This window comes from Streptomyces sp. T12, assembly GCF_028736035.1.
In the GTDB taxonomy this organism is placed as follows: domain Bacteria; phylum Actinomycetota; class Actinomycetes; order Streptomycetales; family Streptomycetaceae; genus Streptomyces.
Genome location: NZ_CP117866.1, coordinates 9577105 through 9594856, shown reverse-complemented (window position 1 = coordinate 9594856; position 17752 = coordinate 9577105). Strand labels below are relative to the sequence as shown.

Below are 17752 nucleotides of genomic sequence, written 5' to 3'. Positions count from 1 at the left end.
TCCCCGCACTCCCCGCACTCCCCGCACTCCCCGCACTCAAGGAAGCTGAACCATGCGCATCGGAATCCTCGGCCTCGGCCGCATCGGCGCCTTCCACGCCGAGACCCTCTCCGGACTCGACGCGGTCGACTCCCTCGTCGTCACCGACCCGTTCGCGGACGCCGCCAAGGCCGCCGCGGAGCGGTTCGGCGCCGAGGTCGTAGACTCGCCCGAGGCCCTGCTGGCGGCCGGCGTGGACGGCATCGTCGTCGCGGCCGCGACGGACGCCCACCCGGCGCTGATCCTGGCCGGGGTCGAGGCCGGCATCCCCGTCTTCTGCGAGAAGCCCGTCGCCAAGACCATGGCCGAGGGCGTCGAGGTCCTGAAGGCCGTCCAGGGCAAGGACGTGCCGATCCAGATCGGCTACAACCGCCGCTTCGACATCGGTTTCGTCAACGCCCGCGCCGCCGTGCAGAGCGGCGAGCTCGGCAAGCTGCACACGGTCCGCTCGACCACGCTGGACCCGGCGCCGCCGCCGGCCGCGTACATCGCCGCCTCCGGTGGCATCTTCCGGGACTGCTCGGTGCACGACTTCGACATCATCCGCTGGGTGACCGGCCGTGAGGTGACCGAGGTGTACGCCGTCGGCGGCAACAAGGGCGCCGACTACATCAAGGCGGCAGGCGACGCCGACACCACCGGCGCGATCCTCACCCTGGACGACGGCACCATCGCGGTGGTCTCCAACTCCCGCCACAACGCCCGGGGTTACGACGTCCGCATGGAGATCCACGGCTTCACGGACTCCATCGCGGTCGGCCTGGAGGACAAGCTGCCGCTGCGCTCGGTCGAGCCCGGCGTGACCTTCCCGGCGGGCACCCCGCACGACTTCTTCATGGACCGCTTCACCGCCGCCTACCGCGCCGAACTCACCGCGTTCACGGAGGTCGTGGCGGGTACCCGTCCCTCGCCGTGCACGATCGAGGACGCGCTGGAGGCCGGCTGGATCGCCGACGCGTGCACACTGTCGCTGCACGAGCACCGTCCGGTGACGATCGAGGAGGTACGGCAGGCATGAAGGATCCGGGCCGGGAACCCCTGCGCATCGGAGTACTGGGCGCGGCACGCATCACCGAGCTCTCCCTCGTCGGCCCGGCCCGCACGACCGGCCACCGCCTCGTCGCGGTGGCCGCGCGCGACCGGTCCCGCGCCGAGGCGTTCGCCGACGAGCACGACGTGGAGCGGGTGGCGGACTCCTACGCCGACCTGCTCGCCGATCCCGAGGTCGAGGTCGTCTACAACCCGCTCGCCAACGGCCTGCACGGGTCGTGGAACCTCGCCGCGCTCGCGGCCGGCAAGCATGTGCTGTCGGAGAAGCCGTCGGCGAGCAACGCCGAGGAGGCGGCCGAGGTGCGGGAGGCGGCGGCCAAGGCCGGGACGGTCTTCATGGAGGCCTTCCACTACCTCTTCCACCCGGTCACGCGGCGCCTGCACGAGATCCTCGAAAGCGGTGAACTGGGCGAGCTGCAGCGGGTGGAGACGCTGGTCGCCATTCCGGCGCCGGACGACTCGGACCCGCGCTGGTCGCTGACCCTCGCGGGCGGCGCCGTGATGGACCTCGGCTGCTACAGCCTGCACGCGGTGCGGATGCTCGCCCCCTGGGCGGGCGGTGCCCCGCGCCTCGTCTCCGCGCGGGGCGGCGAGCGGGCCGGTGCGCCAGGCGTCGACGAGTGGCTGGACGCCCAGCTGGAGTTCCCGGGCGGGGCGACCGCGTCGGCGCGCTGCCACATGGCGTACGGCGAGCTGGAGATGAGCTGCCGGATCGTCGGCTCCCGGGGCGAGGCGTTCGCGCCGAACTTCGTGCTGCCGCACCGCGACGACCGGGTCGTGGTGCGTACGGCGGACGGTGAGCGGACGGAGCGGCTGGGCACGCGCTCGTCGTACACCTACCAACTGGAGGCGTTCGCCGCGCACATACGCCGGGACGCCCCGCTTCCGCTGGACGCGGACGACGCGCTGGCGACGATGTCGCTGATCGACGAGTCCTACCGGGCGGCGGGCTTCGAGCCGCGGCCGCGTACGACGCTCGCGGGCTGACACGCCGGCACGAAAAGAGGGCCGGGGAGAATCTCCCCGGCCCTCAGCCGTCCGCTCATGTCAGGGCGAGCCGACAGCAGGTCAATTCGCGTACAGCGGGGGCTTGTCGACGAGTTCCACGGCGACCCGGCTCCCCTCCTCCAACGCCCGTACGCCCGCCTCGCACACGGCCGCCACGGCGTACCCGTCCCACGCGCTGGGCCCGGTGACCTCGCCGCGCCGGGTGGCGTCCACCCAGGCCTGGACCTCACGGTCGTAGGCGTCGGCGAACCGCTCGATGTAGTCCTGGGCGATGATGCCGCCCCAGCGGCCGGCCGCGTTGGTGACCAGGGCGTGGCCGTCGCCGACGCGGGCGGTGCCGCGTTCGCAGACGACCTCGGCCTGGACCTGGTAGCCGAAGCCGCAGTTGACGTAGATCTCGACGTCGACGATCGCGCCGCCGTCCGTCTCGAAGACCACGAACTGCGGGTCGCGGATGCCGTCCGGGGCGTTGTCGGACGGCGTCGGGGTCAGCACGGTGACGGCCGTGATCTCGTGGCCGAGCAGCCAGCGGGTCACGTCCATCTCGTGCGTCACGGAGTCGTTGATGAGCATCTCGGACGTCCAGCCGGGCGGGCTGGCGACGTTGCGGTGCCGGTTGTGCAGCATCAGGGGGCGGCCCAACTGGCCCGTCTCCAGCAGGGACTTGAGCTTCATGTACTCGGCGTCGTAGCGCCGCATGAAGCCCACCTGGACCCGGCGCCGGCCCAGCTTCTGCTCGGCCTCCAGGACCCGCAGCGCGGACGCCGCGTCGGGGGTGAGGGGCTTCTCGCACAGCACCGGCAGGTCGTGCTCGAAGGCCGCGAGGAGCGCCGCCTCGTGGGCGGGGCCCGGTGAGGCGACGATCACCGCGTCGACGTCGGCCGCTGCCATCGCGGCGGCCGGGTCGGTGTGGACGGTGCAGCCGTCGACGCGGGCCGCGACCGACTTGGCGCGCTCCGCGTCGACGTCCACGACGGCGGTCACCCGTGCGCCGCTGGTGACCTCCTGGATGCGGCGCACATGGTCCGCACCCATCTTTCCGGTACCGATGACTGCGACTCCGAGCGTGTGCAGACGCTGAGTCATGGTGATCGGCCGTCCTTTCGGGTCGTCAGGCGCCGCAGGACCTCAGGAACTTACGGGTACGCACCGCGATGGGCAGCGGCTTGTCCGGCTCGCAGGGGTACATGTCCTGCTCGACGATCGCGAACAGGTCCACATTCAGCTTCTGCGCGGCCTCCAGGACGGGCCCCAACTCCGGTACGCCGGCCGGTGGTTCGCACATCACGCCGCGCTGGACCGCGGGACCGAACGGGATCTCGTTCTGCACCACGTCCGCGAGGATCTCCGGGTCCACCTGCTTGAGGTGCAGATAGCCGATGCGCTCGCCGTAGGTCTCGATCAGCTTGACGCTGTCGCCGCCGCAGTAGGCGTAGTGACCGGTGTCCAGGCAGAGGTTGACCAGGTCGGAGTCGGTCGAGTCGAGGAAGCGCTCGACGTGGGCCTCGGTGTCGATGTGGGTGTCGGCGTGCGGGTGCACGACGATGTCGAGGCCGTACGTCTCCTTCACCTCGTGCCCGAGCCGCTCCATGCCCTTGGTCAGGTGGGCCCACTGCTCGCCGGTGAGCTCCGGCGGCTCCAGGATCTCGGCGGTCTTGTCGTCCCGCCAGAAGGACGGGATGACGACCAGGTGCTTCGCCCCCATGGCCTGGGTGAGCGCGGCGACCTCGCTGACGTGCGCCCAGGTGGACTCCCAGACGGAGGGGCCGCGGTGCAGGCCGGTGAAGACCGTGCCTGCCGACACCTTGAGGTTGCGCTTGTTCACCTCGTCGGTGAGGCGGGCCGGGTCGGTCGGCAGATAGCCGTACGGGCCCAGCTCGATCCAGGGGTAGCCGGCCTCGGCGACCTCGTCGAGGAAGCGTTCCCAGGGCACCTGTACGGGGTCGTCGGGGAACCAGACGCCCCAGGAGTCCGGGGCCGAGCCGACCCGGATGCGGTCCAGCACAGGGGGCATGTCAGGACTTCCCTTCCGAGGACGCCACGGGTGCGGTGAGGTCTTCCTCTTCGGGGAGTTCCTCGACGTCGACGCCGCGGACCTGGCTCAACTCGTGCTTGAGTGCGGCCAGTTCGGTTCCGCCGGCCATGTGGTTGGTGAGCTCTTCGAGGCTGACCTCGTCACGGGAGGCGTTGAGCTCCATGGTGCCCAGGCGCAGGACGCTGAAGTGGTCGCCGACCATGTAGGCGTGGTGGGGGTTGTGGGTGATGAAGATGACGCCGAGGCCCTTCTCGCGGGCGGCGGCGATGTACTTGAGCACCACGCCGGACTGCTTGACGCCGAGGGCGGCGGTGGGCTCGTCCAGGATCAGGACGCGGGCGCCGAAGTAGACGGCGCGGGCGATGGCCACGCACTGGCGCTGGCCGCCGGAGAGGGTGCCGATGGGCTGCTCGAGGTCGTCGAGGACGATGCCCATGTTGCGCAGTTCCTCGTCGGCGGTCTTCTTCATCTTCTCGATGTCGAGACGGCGCAGCGGCCAGGGGCCCTTGGTCATCTCGGAGCCCAGGAAGAAGTTGCGCCAGACCGGCATCAGCGGGACCACGGCGAGGTCCTGGTAGACGGTGGCGATGCCCTTGTCGAGGGCTTCGCGCGGGGTGGAGAAGCGCACCGGTTCGCCGTCGACGAGGAACTCGCCCTCGGTGTGCTGGTGCAGCCCCGAGATGATCTTGATGAGGGTGGACTTGCCCGCGCCGTTGTCGCCGAGGACGCAGGTGACCTGGCTGGGGAACACCTTCAGGTCGACGCCGTGCAGGGCGCGGATGTTGCCGTAGGACTTGCCTGCCGACCGCAGTTCGACGACCGCCGTGTCCTTGTCGGGGACCTTGTCCTCGAGGACGGCGCCGTGGGTGCCGGTTCCGTTGGTTGTCATTCGGGTCACCTCCGGGTCGCCGTGCGCTGGACCCACAGATTGATGAGGACGGCGCCGAGGAGCATCACGCCGAGGAAGGCCTTGAACCAGTCCGGGTTCCAGCCGGCGTAGACGATGCCCTGCTGCACCATGCCGAACATGAAGGCACCGAAGACCGGGCCGATCGCCGAACCGGCGCCACCGGTCAGCAGACAGCCGCCGATCACGGCCGCGGCGATGTAGATGAGCTCCTGGCCCACACCCTCACCGGACTGCACGGTGTTGAACGAGAACAGCTGGTGCATACCGACGAACCAGGCACCGAACCCGACCAGCATGAACAGCGAGATCTTCGTGAAGGTCACCGGCACACCGACCGCGCGGGCGCTGCCCTGGTTGCCGCCCACCGCGAAGATCCAGTTGCCGTACTTCGTGCGCAGCAGCACCCAGGTCGCCAGCGCCGCGAAGGCCAGCCACCACACCACGGTGACCTTCACCTGCACACCGCCGACGTCGAAGGACGAGGCGAAGACCGCCTTGGCCTGGTCGAAGCCGTCCATGTTGCTGATGTCGTCGGTGGCGACGTTGTCGGTGATCAGCTTGGTCACCGCAAGGTTCACGCCCTGGAGGATCAGGAACGTGCCGAGGGTGACCAGGAAGCTCGGCAGCCCGGTCTTGACCAGCAGCCAGCCGTTGAACAGACCGATCGCGAGGGACACGATCAGGGCGACGATCACACCGACCCAGACGTTCATGCTCAGCTGGTAGGCGGTCATGCTCGCCGTCAACGCCGACGTGATCACGGCGACACCGGAGGACAGGTCGAACTCGCCGCCGATCATCAGCAGCGCGACCGGCAGAGCCATGATCCCGATGGTCGACGACTGGTACAGGATGTTCGCCATCGAGCTGCCGTCACGCACGGCCGGAGCCGTGATGAGGAAGAAGATCAGCACCGCGACGGCGCCGAGAAAGACGCCCACCTCGGGACGGGCGAGAAGACGCAGCGCCAGTGGCCGCTGCTGGGTCCGCCCGTCGGATTCCTTGCTGGGGCCGGGGGCCGGCGGTGAGGTCACCGCCGGCTCAGCCTGTTGGGTCATGTTCGTCACCGAGTGCCCTTCGCGGCGAACTTGTCGATGGTCTCGACATTCGTCTTGTCGACGAAGGCAGGTCCGGTCAGCACCGGTGCCTCGCCGCCGCCCATGTAGTTGCCGTTGTTCTTGTAGAGCCACAGGGAGTCGATCGCCAGGTAGCCCTGCAGGTAGGGCTGCTGGTCGACGGCGAACTCGATGTCGCCCTTCTTGATCGCTCCGGTCAGCTGGTTGTTGAGGTCGAAGGTGGCGACCTTCGCCTTGCTGCCCGCCTCGTCCACGGACTGCGCGGCCGTCAGCGCGTACGGGGCGCCGAGGGCGACGACGTAGTCGATGTCGCTGTCCGTCTTGAGCTTCGCGGTGATCGTCGACTTCACGGACGGCATGTCGGTGCCGTTGACGTTCAGGTTCTCGACGTCACCCTCGAAGGTCTTCTTCACACCCGCGCAGCGCTGCTCCAGGCCGATGTTGCCCTGCTCCTGGATGACACAGACGGCCTTCTTGGCGCCGGCCTCGTTCAGCCGCTTGCCGAGCGCCTCGCCCGCGACGGTCTCGTCCTGTCCGAAGAACTCCATCAGACCGAGCTTCTGCCACTCGCTCACACCGGAGTTGAGGCCGACCACCGGTATGCCCTTGGCCTTCGCCTTGCTGACGACGTCCTTCATGGCGTCGGGCTTGGCGAGGGTGATCGCGATGCCGTCGACCTTCTGGTCGATCGCGTTCTGGACCAGGTTGGCCTGGTTGCCGGCGTTCGGGTCGTTGGAGTAGATCAGCTTGACGTTGTCCTTCGCGGCGGCGGCCTCGGCCCCCTTGCGGACGATGTCCCAGAAGGTGTCACCGGCCGACTGGTGCGTGACCAGGGCGACGGTCATCCGGGGAGTGTTGGCCTTGCCCGCGGAAGCGTTCTCCCCACCCTCCTCGGCCTGCTTGCCACCGGAGCTGCTGGAGCATCCTGCGAGGGTCAGCGCAGCCGCGGCAGCCATGGCCACCATAGGGGCCAGCTTGCGGGAGCGGGGGTAGTAGCGGTCCATCTTTCCAGCACCTCACTGTGCGACGGGGGTGTGCGACGGGGGGAAAGGGATGATCACTGGATCCATGGCCCGGACCCCTGGGAGGTCCGGGTCGTGTGCCGTAGAACACGGCGGGTTCGCTGGGAAGGGATCCAATCCCTGGATGCGCCCGCTGTCAATACTTTGTTAAGACATCATTTCACGATCAGGTCCGAATGTAAGTACAAAGTATTGACAGCGTCGGCCTCCACGCCCTACACCTGGGAGGCGGCAGGCCCGCTGGGACCCGCACCCCCTGTCCAGCTGTAGGAGCGTCGCGCATGGCCGAGTCAGCCAAGTCCTTCGACTTGATCACGATGGGAAGGATAGGAGTTGATCTCTACCCCCTGCAGTCTGGCCTACCTCTGACGCAGGTGGAGACGTTCGGCAAATTCCTCGGAGGCTCGGCCGCGAACGTCGCCGTCGCCGCCGCCCGGCTGGGCCGTACCACCGCGGTGATCACCCGCACCGGCGACGACCCGTTCGGCGCCTACCTGCACGAGGCCCTGAAGGACTTCGGCGTCGACGACCGCTGGGTGACGCCCGTCGCGGCGTACCCGACGCCGGTGACGTTCTGCGAGATCTTCCCGCCGGACGACTTCCCGCTGTACTTCTACCGGCAGCCTAAGGCCCCTGACCTGGAGATACATTCCGACGAGCTGGACTACTGGGCCATCCGATCGGCCCGTGTCTTCTGGATCACCGGCACCGGTCTGAGCGAGGAGCCGAGCCGCTCGGCCACTCTCGCCGCCCTCAAGGCGCGCGACAAGGCGGGCACGACGGTCTTCGACCTCGACTGGCGCCCCATGTTCTGGAAGGACCCCGAGCAGGCCCGCCCGTACTACACGGAGGCGCTGCGGCACGTCACCGTCGCGGTCGGCAACCTCGACGAGTGCGAGGTCGCCACCGGGGTCCGCGAGCCGCGCGCCTGCGCCGAGGCACTGTTGGAGGCCGGTGTCGAGCTGGCGGTGGTCAAGCAGGGCCCCAAGGGCGTGCTGGCGGTGCACCGCGACGGTACGGAGGCCGAGGTGCCGCCGGTGCCGGTCGAGGTGGTCAACGGCCTCGGCGCGGGCGACGCCTTCGGCGGCTCGCTGGTCCACGGGCTGCTGTCCGGCTGGGAACTGGACGAAACCATGCGCTACGCCAACGCCGCCGGCGCCCTCGTCGCCTCCCGCCTCGCCTGCTCCTCCGCGATGCCCACCGAGTCCGAGGTCGAGGACCTCCTCACGCAGGCGTCGTGACGGCCGACCGAGCATCCCTGAACGGAGCTTTCCTTTGAGCATGACCATCCCCGACCTCACCGCGGTCAGAGCCCGGCACCCCGAGGCGATCGCCGAGGCCGCCGCCCGCCGGGTACGCCGCCCGCTGATCGGCGACAGCGGCCGGATGATGATCGTGGCCGCCGACCATCCGGCGCGCGGCGCCCTGGGCGTCGGCGGCCGGCGCCTGGCCATGGCCAACCGGGCCGACCTGCTGGAACGTCTCTGCATCGCGCTGTCGCGGCCCGGCGTCGACGGGGTGCTGGCCACCGCCGACATCCTCGAGGACCTGCTGCTCCTCGGCGTCCTCGACGACAAGGTTGTCATGGGCTCCATGAACCGCGGCGGCCTGGCCGGGGCGTCCTTCGAGTTGGACGACCGCTTCACCGGCCACCGCGCCGAGGACATCGCCCGGCTGCGCTTCGACGCGGGCAAGCTGCTGGTGCGCATCGACTACGAGGACGCCGGCTCACTGACCACCCTGGAGACCACGGCCCGCGCCATCGACGACATGGCCGCGCGGCAACTCCCGCTGTTCGTCGAGCCGTTCATCTCCCGGCGGATCGACGGCCAGGTGCGCAACGACCTGTCCGCCGAGGCCGTCACCAAGTCGATCGCCATCGCGTCGGGCCTCGGCGGCACTTCGGCGTACACCTGGCTGAAACTGCCCGTCACCCATGACCCCGACGACATGGCCGAAGTTCTTGAGACGTCCACGCTGCCCGTCGTCCTGCTCGGCGGTGAGGTCGGGGACGACCAAGAGGGTGCGTACGAGCGCTGGCGCAAGGCGCTCAGGCTCCCCACCGTGCAGGGCATGGTCGTCGGCCGCTCGCTGCTCTACCCGGCCGAGGGCAGCGTGGAGACGGCGGTGGACACGGCCGTCGGCCTGTTGTGACCCGGATTGTGAGGCGGAGAACACGATGACCTATCACCTTCCCGCGGGAAAGGCGCTCGGCGGCCCGTACGTCGTGGACGTCACGCCCGAGAAGGCCGGCTGGGGCTACTCCAGCCTGCGGATCCTGGAGCTGCCGCCCGGCGGCGCGCACAGCTTCGACACCGGCGACAGCGAGTGGATCGTCCTGTCCCTGAGCGGCGGCTGCACGGTCGAGAGTGCCGACGACTTCGGCCACGACACCTTCCGACTCACCGGCCGTGAGAGCGTGTTCAGCGGCGTGAGCGACTTCGCCTACGTGCCGCGCGATGCCCGTACGACCGTCTCGTCCACCGGCGGCGGACGGTTCGCGCTGACCGGCGCGCGGTGCGACCGGCGGCTGCCCGCCCGGTACGGACCGGCGTCGTCGGTGCCGGTGGAGCTGCGCGGCACGGGCAACTCCTCCCGCCAGGTGAACAACTTCGGCGCGGCGGGCGTGTTCGCGTGCGACAAGCTCATCGCCGTCGAGGTCATCACCCCGGGCGGCAACTGGTCGTCCTTCCCGCCGCACAAGCACGACGAGCACCGCCCCGGCGAGGAGTCGGTGCTGGAGGAGATCTACTACTTCGAGTTCGCCGACCACGAGGGCACGCCCGGCCTCGGCTACCAGCGCGTCTCCCCCTCCGGACACGGCCGTAACACCGACGTCCTGGCGGAGGTGCGCGGCGGCGACGTCGTGCTGATCCCCGACGGCTGGCACGGGCCCTCCATGGCGGTGCCCGGCCACCACATGTACTACCTCAACGTCATGGCCGGCCCCGAGGCCGAGCGCGCCTGGCTGATCTGCGACCACCCCGACCACGCCTGGATCCGCGGCACCTGGCCGGACCAGCCCGTCGACCCCCGTCTTCCCCTCTACGCCGCTCCATCCCAGTGAGGTCCTCGATGAGCCCATCCACCGTCCGCCTGACCGTCGCCCAGGCGCTGGTGCGGTTCCTGTCCGCCCAGTACACCGAGCGCGACGGTGTACGGCACCGGCTGATCGCCGGCACCTGGGGCATCTTCGGCCACGGCAATGTGGCCGGCATCGGTCAGGCCCTCCTCCAGGCGGGCGAGGACGTCATGCCGTACCACCAGGGCCGCAACGAGCAGTCCATGGTGCACGCGGCCGTCGGCTACGCCCGTCAGCTCAACCGCCTCTCCGCGCAGGCGGTGACGACGTCGATCGGTCCCGGCGCGACGAACCTCGTCACCGGTGCCGCCCTGGCCACCATCAACCGTCTGCCCGTCCTCCTCCTCCCCGGCGACTACTTCGCCTCGCACGCCCCCGACCCGCTGCTCCAGCAGCTGGAGCACCCGACCGAGGCGGACGTGTCGGTCAACGACACCCTGCGCCCGGTGTCGAAGTACTTCGACCGGGTCACCCGCCCCGAGGCCCTGATCCCGTCCGCGCTGAACGCCATGCGCGTGCTCGCCGACCCGGCCGAGACGGGCGCGGTGACGCTGGCCCTCCCCCAGGACGTCCAGGCGGAGGCGTACGACTGGCCTCAGGAGTTCTTCGCCGAGCGCGTCTGGTACGTACGGCGTCCCGCGCCCGACCCGGTCGAGCTGACGGCCGCCGTCGAGGCGATCCGGGCCGCCGAGCGCCCCCTGATCGTCGCGGGCGGCGGCGTCCACCACAGCGAGGCCGAGGCGGCGCTGAAGGCCTTCGTCGAGGCCACCGGCATCCCGGTCTCCTCCACCCAGGCCGGCAAGGGCTCGCTGCGCCACGACCACCCCGCCGACCTCGGCGGCATCGGCCACACCGGCACCTCGGTCAGCGACGACATCGCCCGCGCGGCCGACCTGGTGATCGGCGTGGGCACGAGATACACCGACTTCACCACCGCCTCCGGCACGCTCTTCCAGAACCCGGACGTGCGCTTCCTGAACCTCAACATCACCGGCTTCGACGCGCACAAGCTGGCCGCGCGGACGCTGGTGTGCGACGCGCGGGCAGGGCTGACGGCCCTGACGGAGGCGCTTTCCGGCCACCGCGTGGACGCGGCGTACGAGGCCGAGTACGGCGCCGGCAAGGAGCGTTGGGACGCGGTCGTGGAGGCCGCCTACCGTGCCGACGACGAGAGCGCCGTACCGACGCAGACCCAGGTGCTGGGCGCGCTGGACGCGGTCGTCGGCGACGACGACGTGGTGATCAACGCGGCGGGTTCGCTCCCGGGCGACCTGCACAAGCTGTGGCGGTCCCGCTCGCCGCGCCAGTACCACCTGGAGTACGGCTACTCCTGCATGGGCTACGAGATCCCGGCCGGGATCGGCATCCAGCAGGCGGCCCCGGACGTCGCCGTGTGGTCGCTGGTCGGCGACGGCACCTACCTGATGATGCCGACGGAGATCGTCACCGCGGTCCAGGAGGGCCTGCCGGTCAACATCGTCCTGATCCAGAACCACGGCTACGCCTCCATCGGCGGCCTGTCGGCCGAGACCGGCGGCGAGCGCTTCGGCACCGACTACCGCTACCGGGCCGCCGACGGCACCTTCACCGGCGCCCCGCTCCCGGTCGACCTCGCCGCCAACGCGGCCAGCCTCGGCATGGACGTACTGCGCGCCAAGACGGTGCGCGAGCTGCGCGAGGCGCTGGCCGCGGCTCGTGCCTCCGAGCGGCCGACCTGCGTGTACGTCGAGACGGACCTCACGAACCCGACTTCGCCGGGCGCCGAGGCCTGGTGGGACGTGCCCGTGGCCGAGGTCGCCTCCCGCGAGGCCGCCATCGAGGCCCGCGAACGCTACGACCAGCACGTCGCCGACCGTCGCCACCACCTCTGAGCTCCCCGCACACGCCCCGCACTTGAAAGGCCCTTTCGCACCATGAAGACCATCACGCACTGGATCGACGGCAAGCCCGTGGAGGGCGGCTCCGGCCGTTTCGCCCCCGTCTACAACCCGGCCACCGGCGCCCAGGAGAAGCAGGTCGCCTTCGCGACCGTCGACGAGGTGGACGCCGCCGTCGCCTCCGCCAAGGCCGCGTTCGAGAGCTGGGGCCAGTCCTCCCTGGCCAAGCGCACGGCGATCCTGTTCAAGTACCGCGAGCTGCTCGACGCGCACCGTGACGAGATCGCCGAGCTGATCACCGCCGAGCACGGCAAGGTGCACTCCGACGCGCTCGGCGAGGTGGCGCGCGGCATGGAGATCGTGGAGCTGGCCTGTGGGATCTCCGTGCAGCTGAAGGGCGAGCTGTCGACGCAGGTGTCGACCCGGGTGGACGTGGCCTCGATCCGGCAGCCGCTGGGCGTGGTCGCCGGCATCACGCCGTTCAACTTCCCGGCCATGGTGCCGATGTGGATGTTCCCGCTGGCCATCGCGTGCGGCAACACCTTCGTGCTGAAGCCGAGCGAGAAGGACCCGTCGGCGTCCTTCCGGCTCGCCGAGCTGGCCTCCGAGGCCGGACTGCCGGACGGTGTGCTGAACGTCGTGCAGGGCGACAAGGTGGCCGTGGACCGGCTCCTGGAGCACCCGGACATCGAGGCGGTCTCCTTCGTCGGCTCGACCCCGATCGCGAAGTACATCCAGCTCAAGGCGGTGGAGCACGGCAAGCGCGTGCAGGCCCTGGGCGGCGCCAAGAACCACATGCTGGTCCTGCCCGACGCCGACCTGGACTTCGCCGCCGACCAGGCGATCAACGCCGCCTACGGCTCGGCGGGCGAGCGCTGCATGGCCGTGTCGGTCGTGGTCGCCGTCGGTGACACCGGCGACGAGCTGGTCGGCAAGATCGCCGAGCGCGCGAAGAACCTGAAGATCGGCCCCGGCAACGACCCGTCGTCCGAGATGGGCCCGCTGATCACGCGCGAGCACCGCGACAAGGTGGCGTCGTACGTGTCGTCCGCCACCGAGCAGGGCGCCGAGGTCGTCGTCGACGGCACCGGCTACTCGGTGGAGGGCCACGAGGACGGCTTCTTCCTCGGCGTCTCGCTGCTGGACCGGGTGCCGCTGACGGCGGACGCATACCGGGACGAGATCTTCGGCCCCGTGCTGGCGGTGGTGCGCGCGGAGACGTACGAGGAGGCCATCAACCTGATCAACGCCTCCCGTTGGGGCAACGGCACCGCGATCTTCACCCGGGACGGCGGCGCCGCCCGCCGCTTCCAGCTGGAGGTCAAGGCGGGCATGGTCGGCGTGAACGTGCCGATCCCGGTGCCGGTCGGCTACCACTCCTTCGGTGGCTGGAAGGACTCGCTCTTCGGTGACCTGCACATCTACGGCAACGACGGCATCGCCTTCTACACCCAGGGCAAGGTGATCACCACGCGCTGGCCGGACCCGTCCGACGGTGGCATCAACCTCGGTTTCCCCAGCAACTCCTGACACCCCCTCACAGGGCCTGCCACCCGTAGAGGAACCACCAAAGGGAGGGACCCATGGCGAAGACCCGCGGCTCCGCACGTGCCGTGTCCGCCTCCGCGCTCGACTCGCTGGACTTCGCCCTGGACCGGGGCAGTCCGGTGCCGCTGTACTACCAGCTCGCCCAGCAGCTGGAGGCGGCGATCGAGCACGGGGCGCTCGCCCCGGGCAACCTCCTGGGCAACGAGGTCGACCTGTCGGTGCGGCTGGGCCTGTCCCGGCCCACCGTCCGGCAGGCCATCCAGTCGCTCGTCGACAAGGGGCTGCTGGTCCGGCGGCGCGGGGTGGGCACCCAGGTGGTGCACAGCCAGGTCAAGCGCCCGCTGGAGCTCAGCAGCCTCTACGACGACCTGGAGGCGGCCGGACAGGGCCCGACCACTGAGGTCGTCCGCAACGAGCACGTCCCGGCGACCGCCGACGTCGCGGCCGCGCTCGGCATCGCGGAGGGCAGCGAGGTCACGCTCCTGGAGCGGCTGCGCTGCACCCACGGCCAGCCCGTGGCCATCCTCTGCAACTACCTGCCCGCGAGCCTGCTCGACCTCGACACCGCACGGCTGGAGTCGACCGGCCTGTACCGGATGATGCGGGCCGCCGGCATCACCCTGCACAGCGCCCGCCAGACCGTCGGCGCCCGCTGCGCGACCGCCGAGGAGGCCGAACGCCTGGACGAGAAGGAGGGCGCCGCGCTGCTGACCATGCAGCGCACGGCCTACGACGACACGGGTCGGCCGGTCGAGTACGGGACGCACATCTACCGCGCGTCCCGGTACGCGTTCGACTTCCAGCTGCTGGTCAGGGTGTGAGGCTCGCGGTGAACGGCGTGACCGGCCGCGGCAGGCCTTCGCCGTCCAGGGTGATGTCGACGGCCTCGTTGTAGAAGGCCACGAGCCCCTTGATCGGGCTCACCGCCGGCAGTGGCTCGGCGTAACTCCACAGGATGTTCCGCGGGACCTCGCCCTCACCGCGCCAGTTCCAGTACTGCGCCCTGCCTTTGTACGGGCACCCGGTGCGGTGGTCGGTGGGCTCGAACAGGTCGAGTCGGACGTCCTCGCGGGGCAGGTAGTACCGCGTCGGCAGCCCGGTCTCGAACAGCAGCACCGGGCGGTGGCTGTCCGCGACGACGGTGCCGCCGATCTCGACCTGGACATGGCGGCTGCTGGGCATGGCGTCCACCCGTTTGTGCGGGTCGCGCGGGTGGACGAAGATCTCTTCCTCCTCCTCGTACCAGTGGTCGAGGCCGGTCCCCCAGTGCCGGAACCACTCGAAGGAGATGTGTCCGGCGAGGTCGGCGGCGGGGAAGGTCCACGCCGCGTTCTCCACCAGCTCTCCGTCGGCTTCGAGGTCGTAGAAGATCTGCGACCCGGTGTGTTTGCCCGTCGGCGGGTTCTTGGCCGGGCGGAGGAGGTCCGTGCGGACGTCGTCGCGCGGGAACGTGTAGCACGGCACGGGCAGATCGGGTTCCCAGACCAGGACGGGATGCCGGCTGTCGACGACGGTGACGTCACCCTTGCGGCCGCGCACCCAGCGCTCGCTGGGCTCCCACAGGAGGCCTTCGGGGGTCGTGCGGACGTTCCGCTCGCTGGGGAACAGAGGCATGGCCACTCTCCTTCGGCTCCTCTTCGGAGCGTACTCGCGGAGCGTTCAGCGGGCCGGGCGGTCAGTGGGCCGCGTCGAGCCGGGCCCGCTGGTCGGTGGTCAGCTCCAGGTCCACGGCGGCCAGGTTCTCCTCCAGCTGGGCCACGGACGACGCTCCGACCAACGGGATGATCGGCAGCTCGGCACCCATCTGCCAGGCCAGGACGACCTGGTTGACCGTGGCCCCGGCCTCCTGGGCCACCTCGCGCAGGACCTTCAGGCGGGCCGGGGTGCCCGGGTGGTCGAAGTCCGCCGGCAGCCGGTCCGGGCGGGTGTAGGCGCCCTTCAGCAGCGGCGAGTAGGCGACCAGGGTCAGGCCCGGCTCGGCCCGCAGGTAGCTGAGCAGGTCGGGGCCGGCGTGGCCGAGGCTGCCGTCGGGGAACAGGCCGTCGGGGACGTCGGTGCGGGGCCGCAGGTGGCTGTGGGCGTACTGGAGCACCTCGTAGCCGGGCAGTCCGGCCGCGGCGGCGAGGGCGCGGGCCCGCTCGACCCGCCAGATCGCGTGGTTGCTGACGCCGAGGAGGCCGACCGTGCCCTCGCTCACCAGCTCGGCGAACCCCTCGACGGTCTCCTGGAGGGGGACCCGCTGGTCCTCGATGTGGGCGTAGAGCAGGTCCAGCTTCGCCACGCCGAGCCGGTCGCGGCTGCGCTCGGCGGACTCGCGGATCACCTTCGCCGACAGGCCCTCCGCGTTGTCGACGTAGCTGGTGCCGGGGGCCAGCGGGCGGGCGCCGAGCTTGGTGGCGATGACGATCTCGTCGCCGATGCCACGGCTGCGCCGCCACCGGCCGAGCAGTTCCTCGCTCTGTCCGCCCTGGCCGCCGTCGGTCCAGAAGGCGTAGTTGTCGGACGTGTCGATGAAGGTCCCGCCGGCCTCGACATAGCGGTCGAGCACGGCGAAGGAGGTCTCCTCGTCGGTCTGCGAGCCGAAGAGCATCGCGCCGAGCGCGAGGACGCTGACCTCGCGGCGGTTCGTCGGGTCGGTGCCGATGGTGCGGTACTTCATGCTGATCCCTCCCGTTCGCGCCCGCGTTCGGGGCACGTGCCAGGAGTCTTCAGCTTGAAGTGCTCTTCAAGTCAAGCGCTCGCGTGCGACCGGCAGCCTTGACTCGACGGGGCCGATGCAGCAAAGTTGCACATATACGCCGTAAACATACGGTGCTTGTCGATGCTGTCAGCAGGAGTGTCCTGCCATGGCTAGCAGAGCTGCCGAGGGAAGTGAAGCTCCGTGGGCGCCGTCGACCGTTCTGGTCACCGGCGGGGCCGGCTTCATCGGCAGTCACGCCTGCGTGGAGCTCCTCGACCATGGCTACGAAGTGATCGTGGTCGACGACTACTCCAACAGCACTTCGCAGGTCTTCGCCCGCATGGAACGGATCGCCGGCCGCTTCGTCGGTGCCGTCTACGAGCTGGACATCCGTGATCGACATGCCCTGTCGGCCGTCTTCGACCGGCACTCCGTGGACGCCGTTGTGCACTTTGCCGCGCACAAGGCCGCGGGCAGGTCGACACGGATGCCCATCGAGTCCTACGACATCAACGTCGGCGGCACGACCGCCCTGCTGGGAGCCATGCACGAGCACGGGGTGCACCGGCTCGTGTACCCGTCGTCCTATGCGGTCTACGGCGACGCCGGGCGCGGGCCGCTCGACGAAACGACCCCGGCCCGGCCCACCAACCCGTACGCGGCCTCCAAGTGGATCTGCGAGCAGATCCTCGCGGATGTCTGCCGCCGCCACCCCGAGTACACCGTGCTGTGCCTGCGGTGCCCCACCACCGCCGGTGCCCACCCCAGCGGACTGCTCGGCGAGAGTCCCCCCGCCATGCCCGACCACCTGATGCCCCATCTCGCCCAGGTGGCCGACGGCCGGCGCGAGCGGCTGGAGGTCTTCGGGGACGACTACCCGACCCGCGACGGAACCGCGATCCGCGACTATCTCCATGTCATGGACGCGGTCGAGGCGCACCGCGTCGCGCTCGACCATTTCACCGACGGGCCGGGCATGCGCGTGTACAACCTGGGGGTCGGAGAGGGCAGGTCCGTCCTCGACGTCGTCGCCGCGTTCTCCAGGGAGTGCGGCAGTCCCATCCCCTACGACGTCGGGCCCCGCCGCCCCGGAGACGTCGCCGAACTCGTCGTCGACTCGACCGCGGTGACGCGGGCCTGGGGCTGGCGCCCCACCCGGGATCTCACCGACGTCTGCCGGGACGCCTGGCGCTTCCAGCGGCTCAACCCGCACGGCTACGCCGACTCCACCTGGCGACCGGACCTGAAGGAGTAGTGCTGGTGTGGCCCTCGGCCTTCCGCAAGACCCATGAGGCGGGCCGGCGGCGGCCCGTGACACGGCCGCCGCCGGGGCACCTCACAAACCGGCTCGCGATTCGGGCAACAAGATGCAACGGGGCACCCGCCGTGCCTACGATCGTTACAGCAAGCCCAATTTGGCGCAGT

At 70.2% G+C, this 17752-nt stretch carries 16 protein-coding genes; 9 read left to right on the top strand and 7 right to left on the bottom strand.

Annotated elements, in window-relative coordinates:
- Positions 1-52: 52 nt before the first annotated feature.
- Positions 53-1057 carry a Gfo/Idh/MocA family oxidoreductase gene (locus PBV52_RS43055; protein ID WP_274246603.1) on the top strand — a complete coding sequence of 335 codons (1005 nt, stop codon included), beginning with the start codon at positions 53-55 and terminating at the stop codon, positions 1055-1057.
- Positions 1054-2076: a Gfo/Idh/MocA family protein gene (locus PBV52_RS43050; protein WP_274246601.1), complete on the top strand. Its 1023-nt coding sequence runs from the start codon at positions 1054-1056 to the stop codon at positions 2074-2076. Before PBV52_RS43055 ends, PBV52_RS43050 begins: the two co-directional genes overlap by 4 nt.
- A gap of 81 nt (positions 2077-2157) precedes the next feature.
- Here PBV52_RS43050 and PBV52_RS43045 read toward each other — a convergent pair whose 3' ends face one another.
- The 5 genes from PBV52_RS43045 to PBV52_RS43025 are packed head-to-tail and all read right to left on the bottom strand — an operon-like array spanning position 2158 to position 7122.
- Positions 2158-3183: a Gfo/Idh/MocA family protein gene (locus PBV52_RS43045; protein ID WP_274246599.1), complete on the bottom strand. Its 1026-nt coding sequence runs from the start codon at positions 3181-3183 to the stop codon at positions 2158-2160.
- Between the two features lie 25 nt (positions 3184-3208).
- The gene (locus PBV52_RS43040; protein ID WP_274246597.1) at positions 3209-4111 is read right to left on the bottom strand and encodes a sugar phosphate isomerase/epimerase; all 903 of its coding nucleotides are present in this window, start codon (positions 4109-4111) and stop codon (positions 3209-3211) included.
- A 1-nt stretch (position 4112) separates the two neighbouring features.
- A complete protein-coding gene (locus PBV52_RS43035) occupies positions 4113-5021 on the bottom strand; it encodes an ATP-binding cassette domain-containing protein (RefSeq protein WP_274246595.1) in 909 nt (302 codons plus the stop codon).
- 5 nt (positions 5022-5026) lie between these two features.
- On the bottom strand, positions 5027-6100 hold the full coding sequence (locus tag PBV52_RS43030; RefSeq protein ID WP_274246592.1) for an ABC transporter permease: 1074 nt from the start codon (positions 6098-6100) through the stop codon (positions 5027-5029).
- A 5-nt stretch (positions 6101-6105) separates the two neighbouring features.
- Positions 6106-7122 (bottom strand): sugar ABC transporter substrate-binding protein, encoded by a 1017-nt coding sequence (locus tag PBV52_RS43025; protein WP_128436706.1) that lies wholly within the window; start codon positions 7120-7122, stop codon positions 6106-6108.
- Between the two features lie 299 nt (positions 7123-7421).
- Here PBV52_RS43025 and iolC point away from each other — a divergent pair, with 299 nt between their 5' ends.
- The 6 genes from iolC to PBV52_RS42995 are packed head-to-tail and all read left to right on the top strand — an operon-like array spanning position 7422 to position 14468.
- Positions 7422-8381, top strand: coding sequence for a 5-dehydro-2-deoxygluconokinase (gene iolC / locus PBV52_RS43020; RefSeq protein ID WP_274246589.1), 960 nt, complete (start codon positions 7422-7424; stop codon positions 8379-8381).
- A gap of 34 nt (positions 8382-8415) precedes the next feature.
- Positions 8416-9294 carry a deoxyribose-phosphate aldolase gene (locus PBV52_RS43015; protein WP_274246587.1) on the top strand — a complete coding sequence of 293 codons (879 nt, stop codon included), beginning with the start codon at positions 8416-8418 and terminating at the stop codon, positions 9292-9294.
- 25 nt (positions 9295-9319) lie between these two features.
- Entirely contained in the window at positions 9320-10207 is an 888-nt protein-coding gene (gene iolB / locus PBV52_RS43010; protein WP_274246585.1) for a 5-deoxy-glucuronate isomerase, read from the top strand.
- Between the two features lie 8 nt (positions 10208-10215).
- A complete protein-coding gene (iolD, locus tag PBV52_RS43005; RefSeq protein WP_274246583.1) occupies positions 10216-12093 on the top strand; it encodes a 3D-(3,5/4)-trihydroxycyclohexane-1,2-dione acylhydrolase (decyclizing) in 1878 nt (625 codons plus the stop codon).
- Between the two features lie 42 nt (positions 12094-12135).
- The gene (locus PBV52_RS43000; protein WP_274246581.1) at positions 12136-13629 is read left to right on the top strand and encodes a CoA-acylating methylmalonate-semialdehyde dehydrogenase; all 1494 of its coding nucleotides are present in this window, start codon (positions 12136-12138) and stop codon (positions 13627-13629) included.
- Positions 13630-13682: 53 nt separating this feature from the next.
- Complete coding sequence (locus PBV52_RS42995) at positions 13683-14468, top strand: GntR family transcriptional regulator (protein WP_274246578.1); 786 nt, start codon at positions 13683-13685, stop codon at positions 14466-14468.
- On the opposite strand, the gene PBV52_RS42990 is transcribed toward PBV52_RS42995, so the two are convergent.
- Both PBV52_RS42990 and PBV52_RS42985 read right to left on the bottom strand, forming a co-directional pair.
- On the bottom strand, positions 14458-15261 hold the full coding sequence (locus PBV52_RS42990) for a DUF427 domain-containing protein (RefSeq protein ID WP_274246576.1): 804 nt from the start codon (positions 15259-15261) through the stop codon (positions 14458-14460). The two genes, PBV52_RS42995 and PBV52_RS42990, sit on opposite strands and share 11 nt — an antisense overlap.
- Positions 15262-15322: 61 nt before the next feature.
- Complete coding sequence (locus tag PBV52_RS42985) at positions 15323-16306, bottom strand: aldo/keto reductase (RefSeq protein WP_274246574.1); 984 nt, start codon at positions 16304-16306, stop codon at positions 15323-15325.
- Between the two features lie 187 nt (positions 16307-16493).
- Between PBV52_RS42985 and galE the strand changes: the two genes are divergently transcribed.
- On the top strand, positions 16494-17582 hold the full coding sequence (gene galE / locus PBV52_RS42980) for a UDP-glucose 4-epimerase GalE (protein WP_274246572.1): 1089 nt from the start codon (positions 16494-16496) through the stop codon (positions 17580-17582).
- Positions 17583-17752 lie beyond the last annotated feature (170 nt).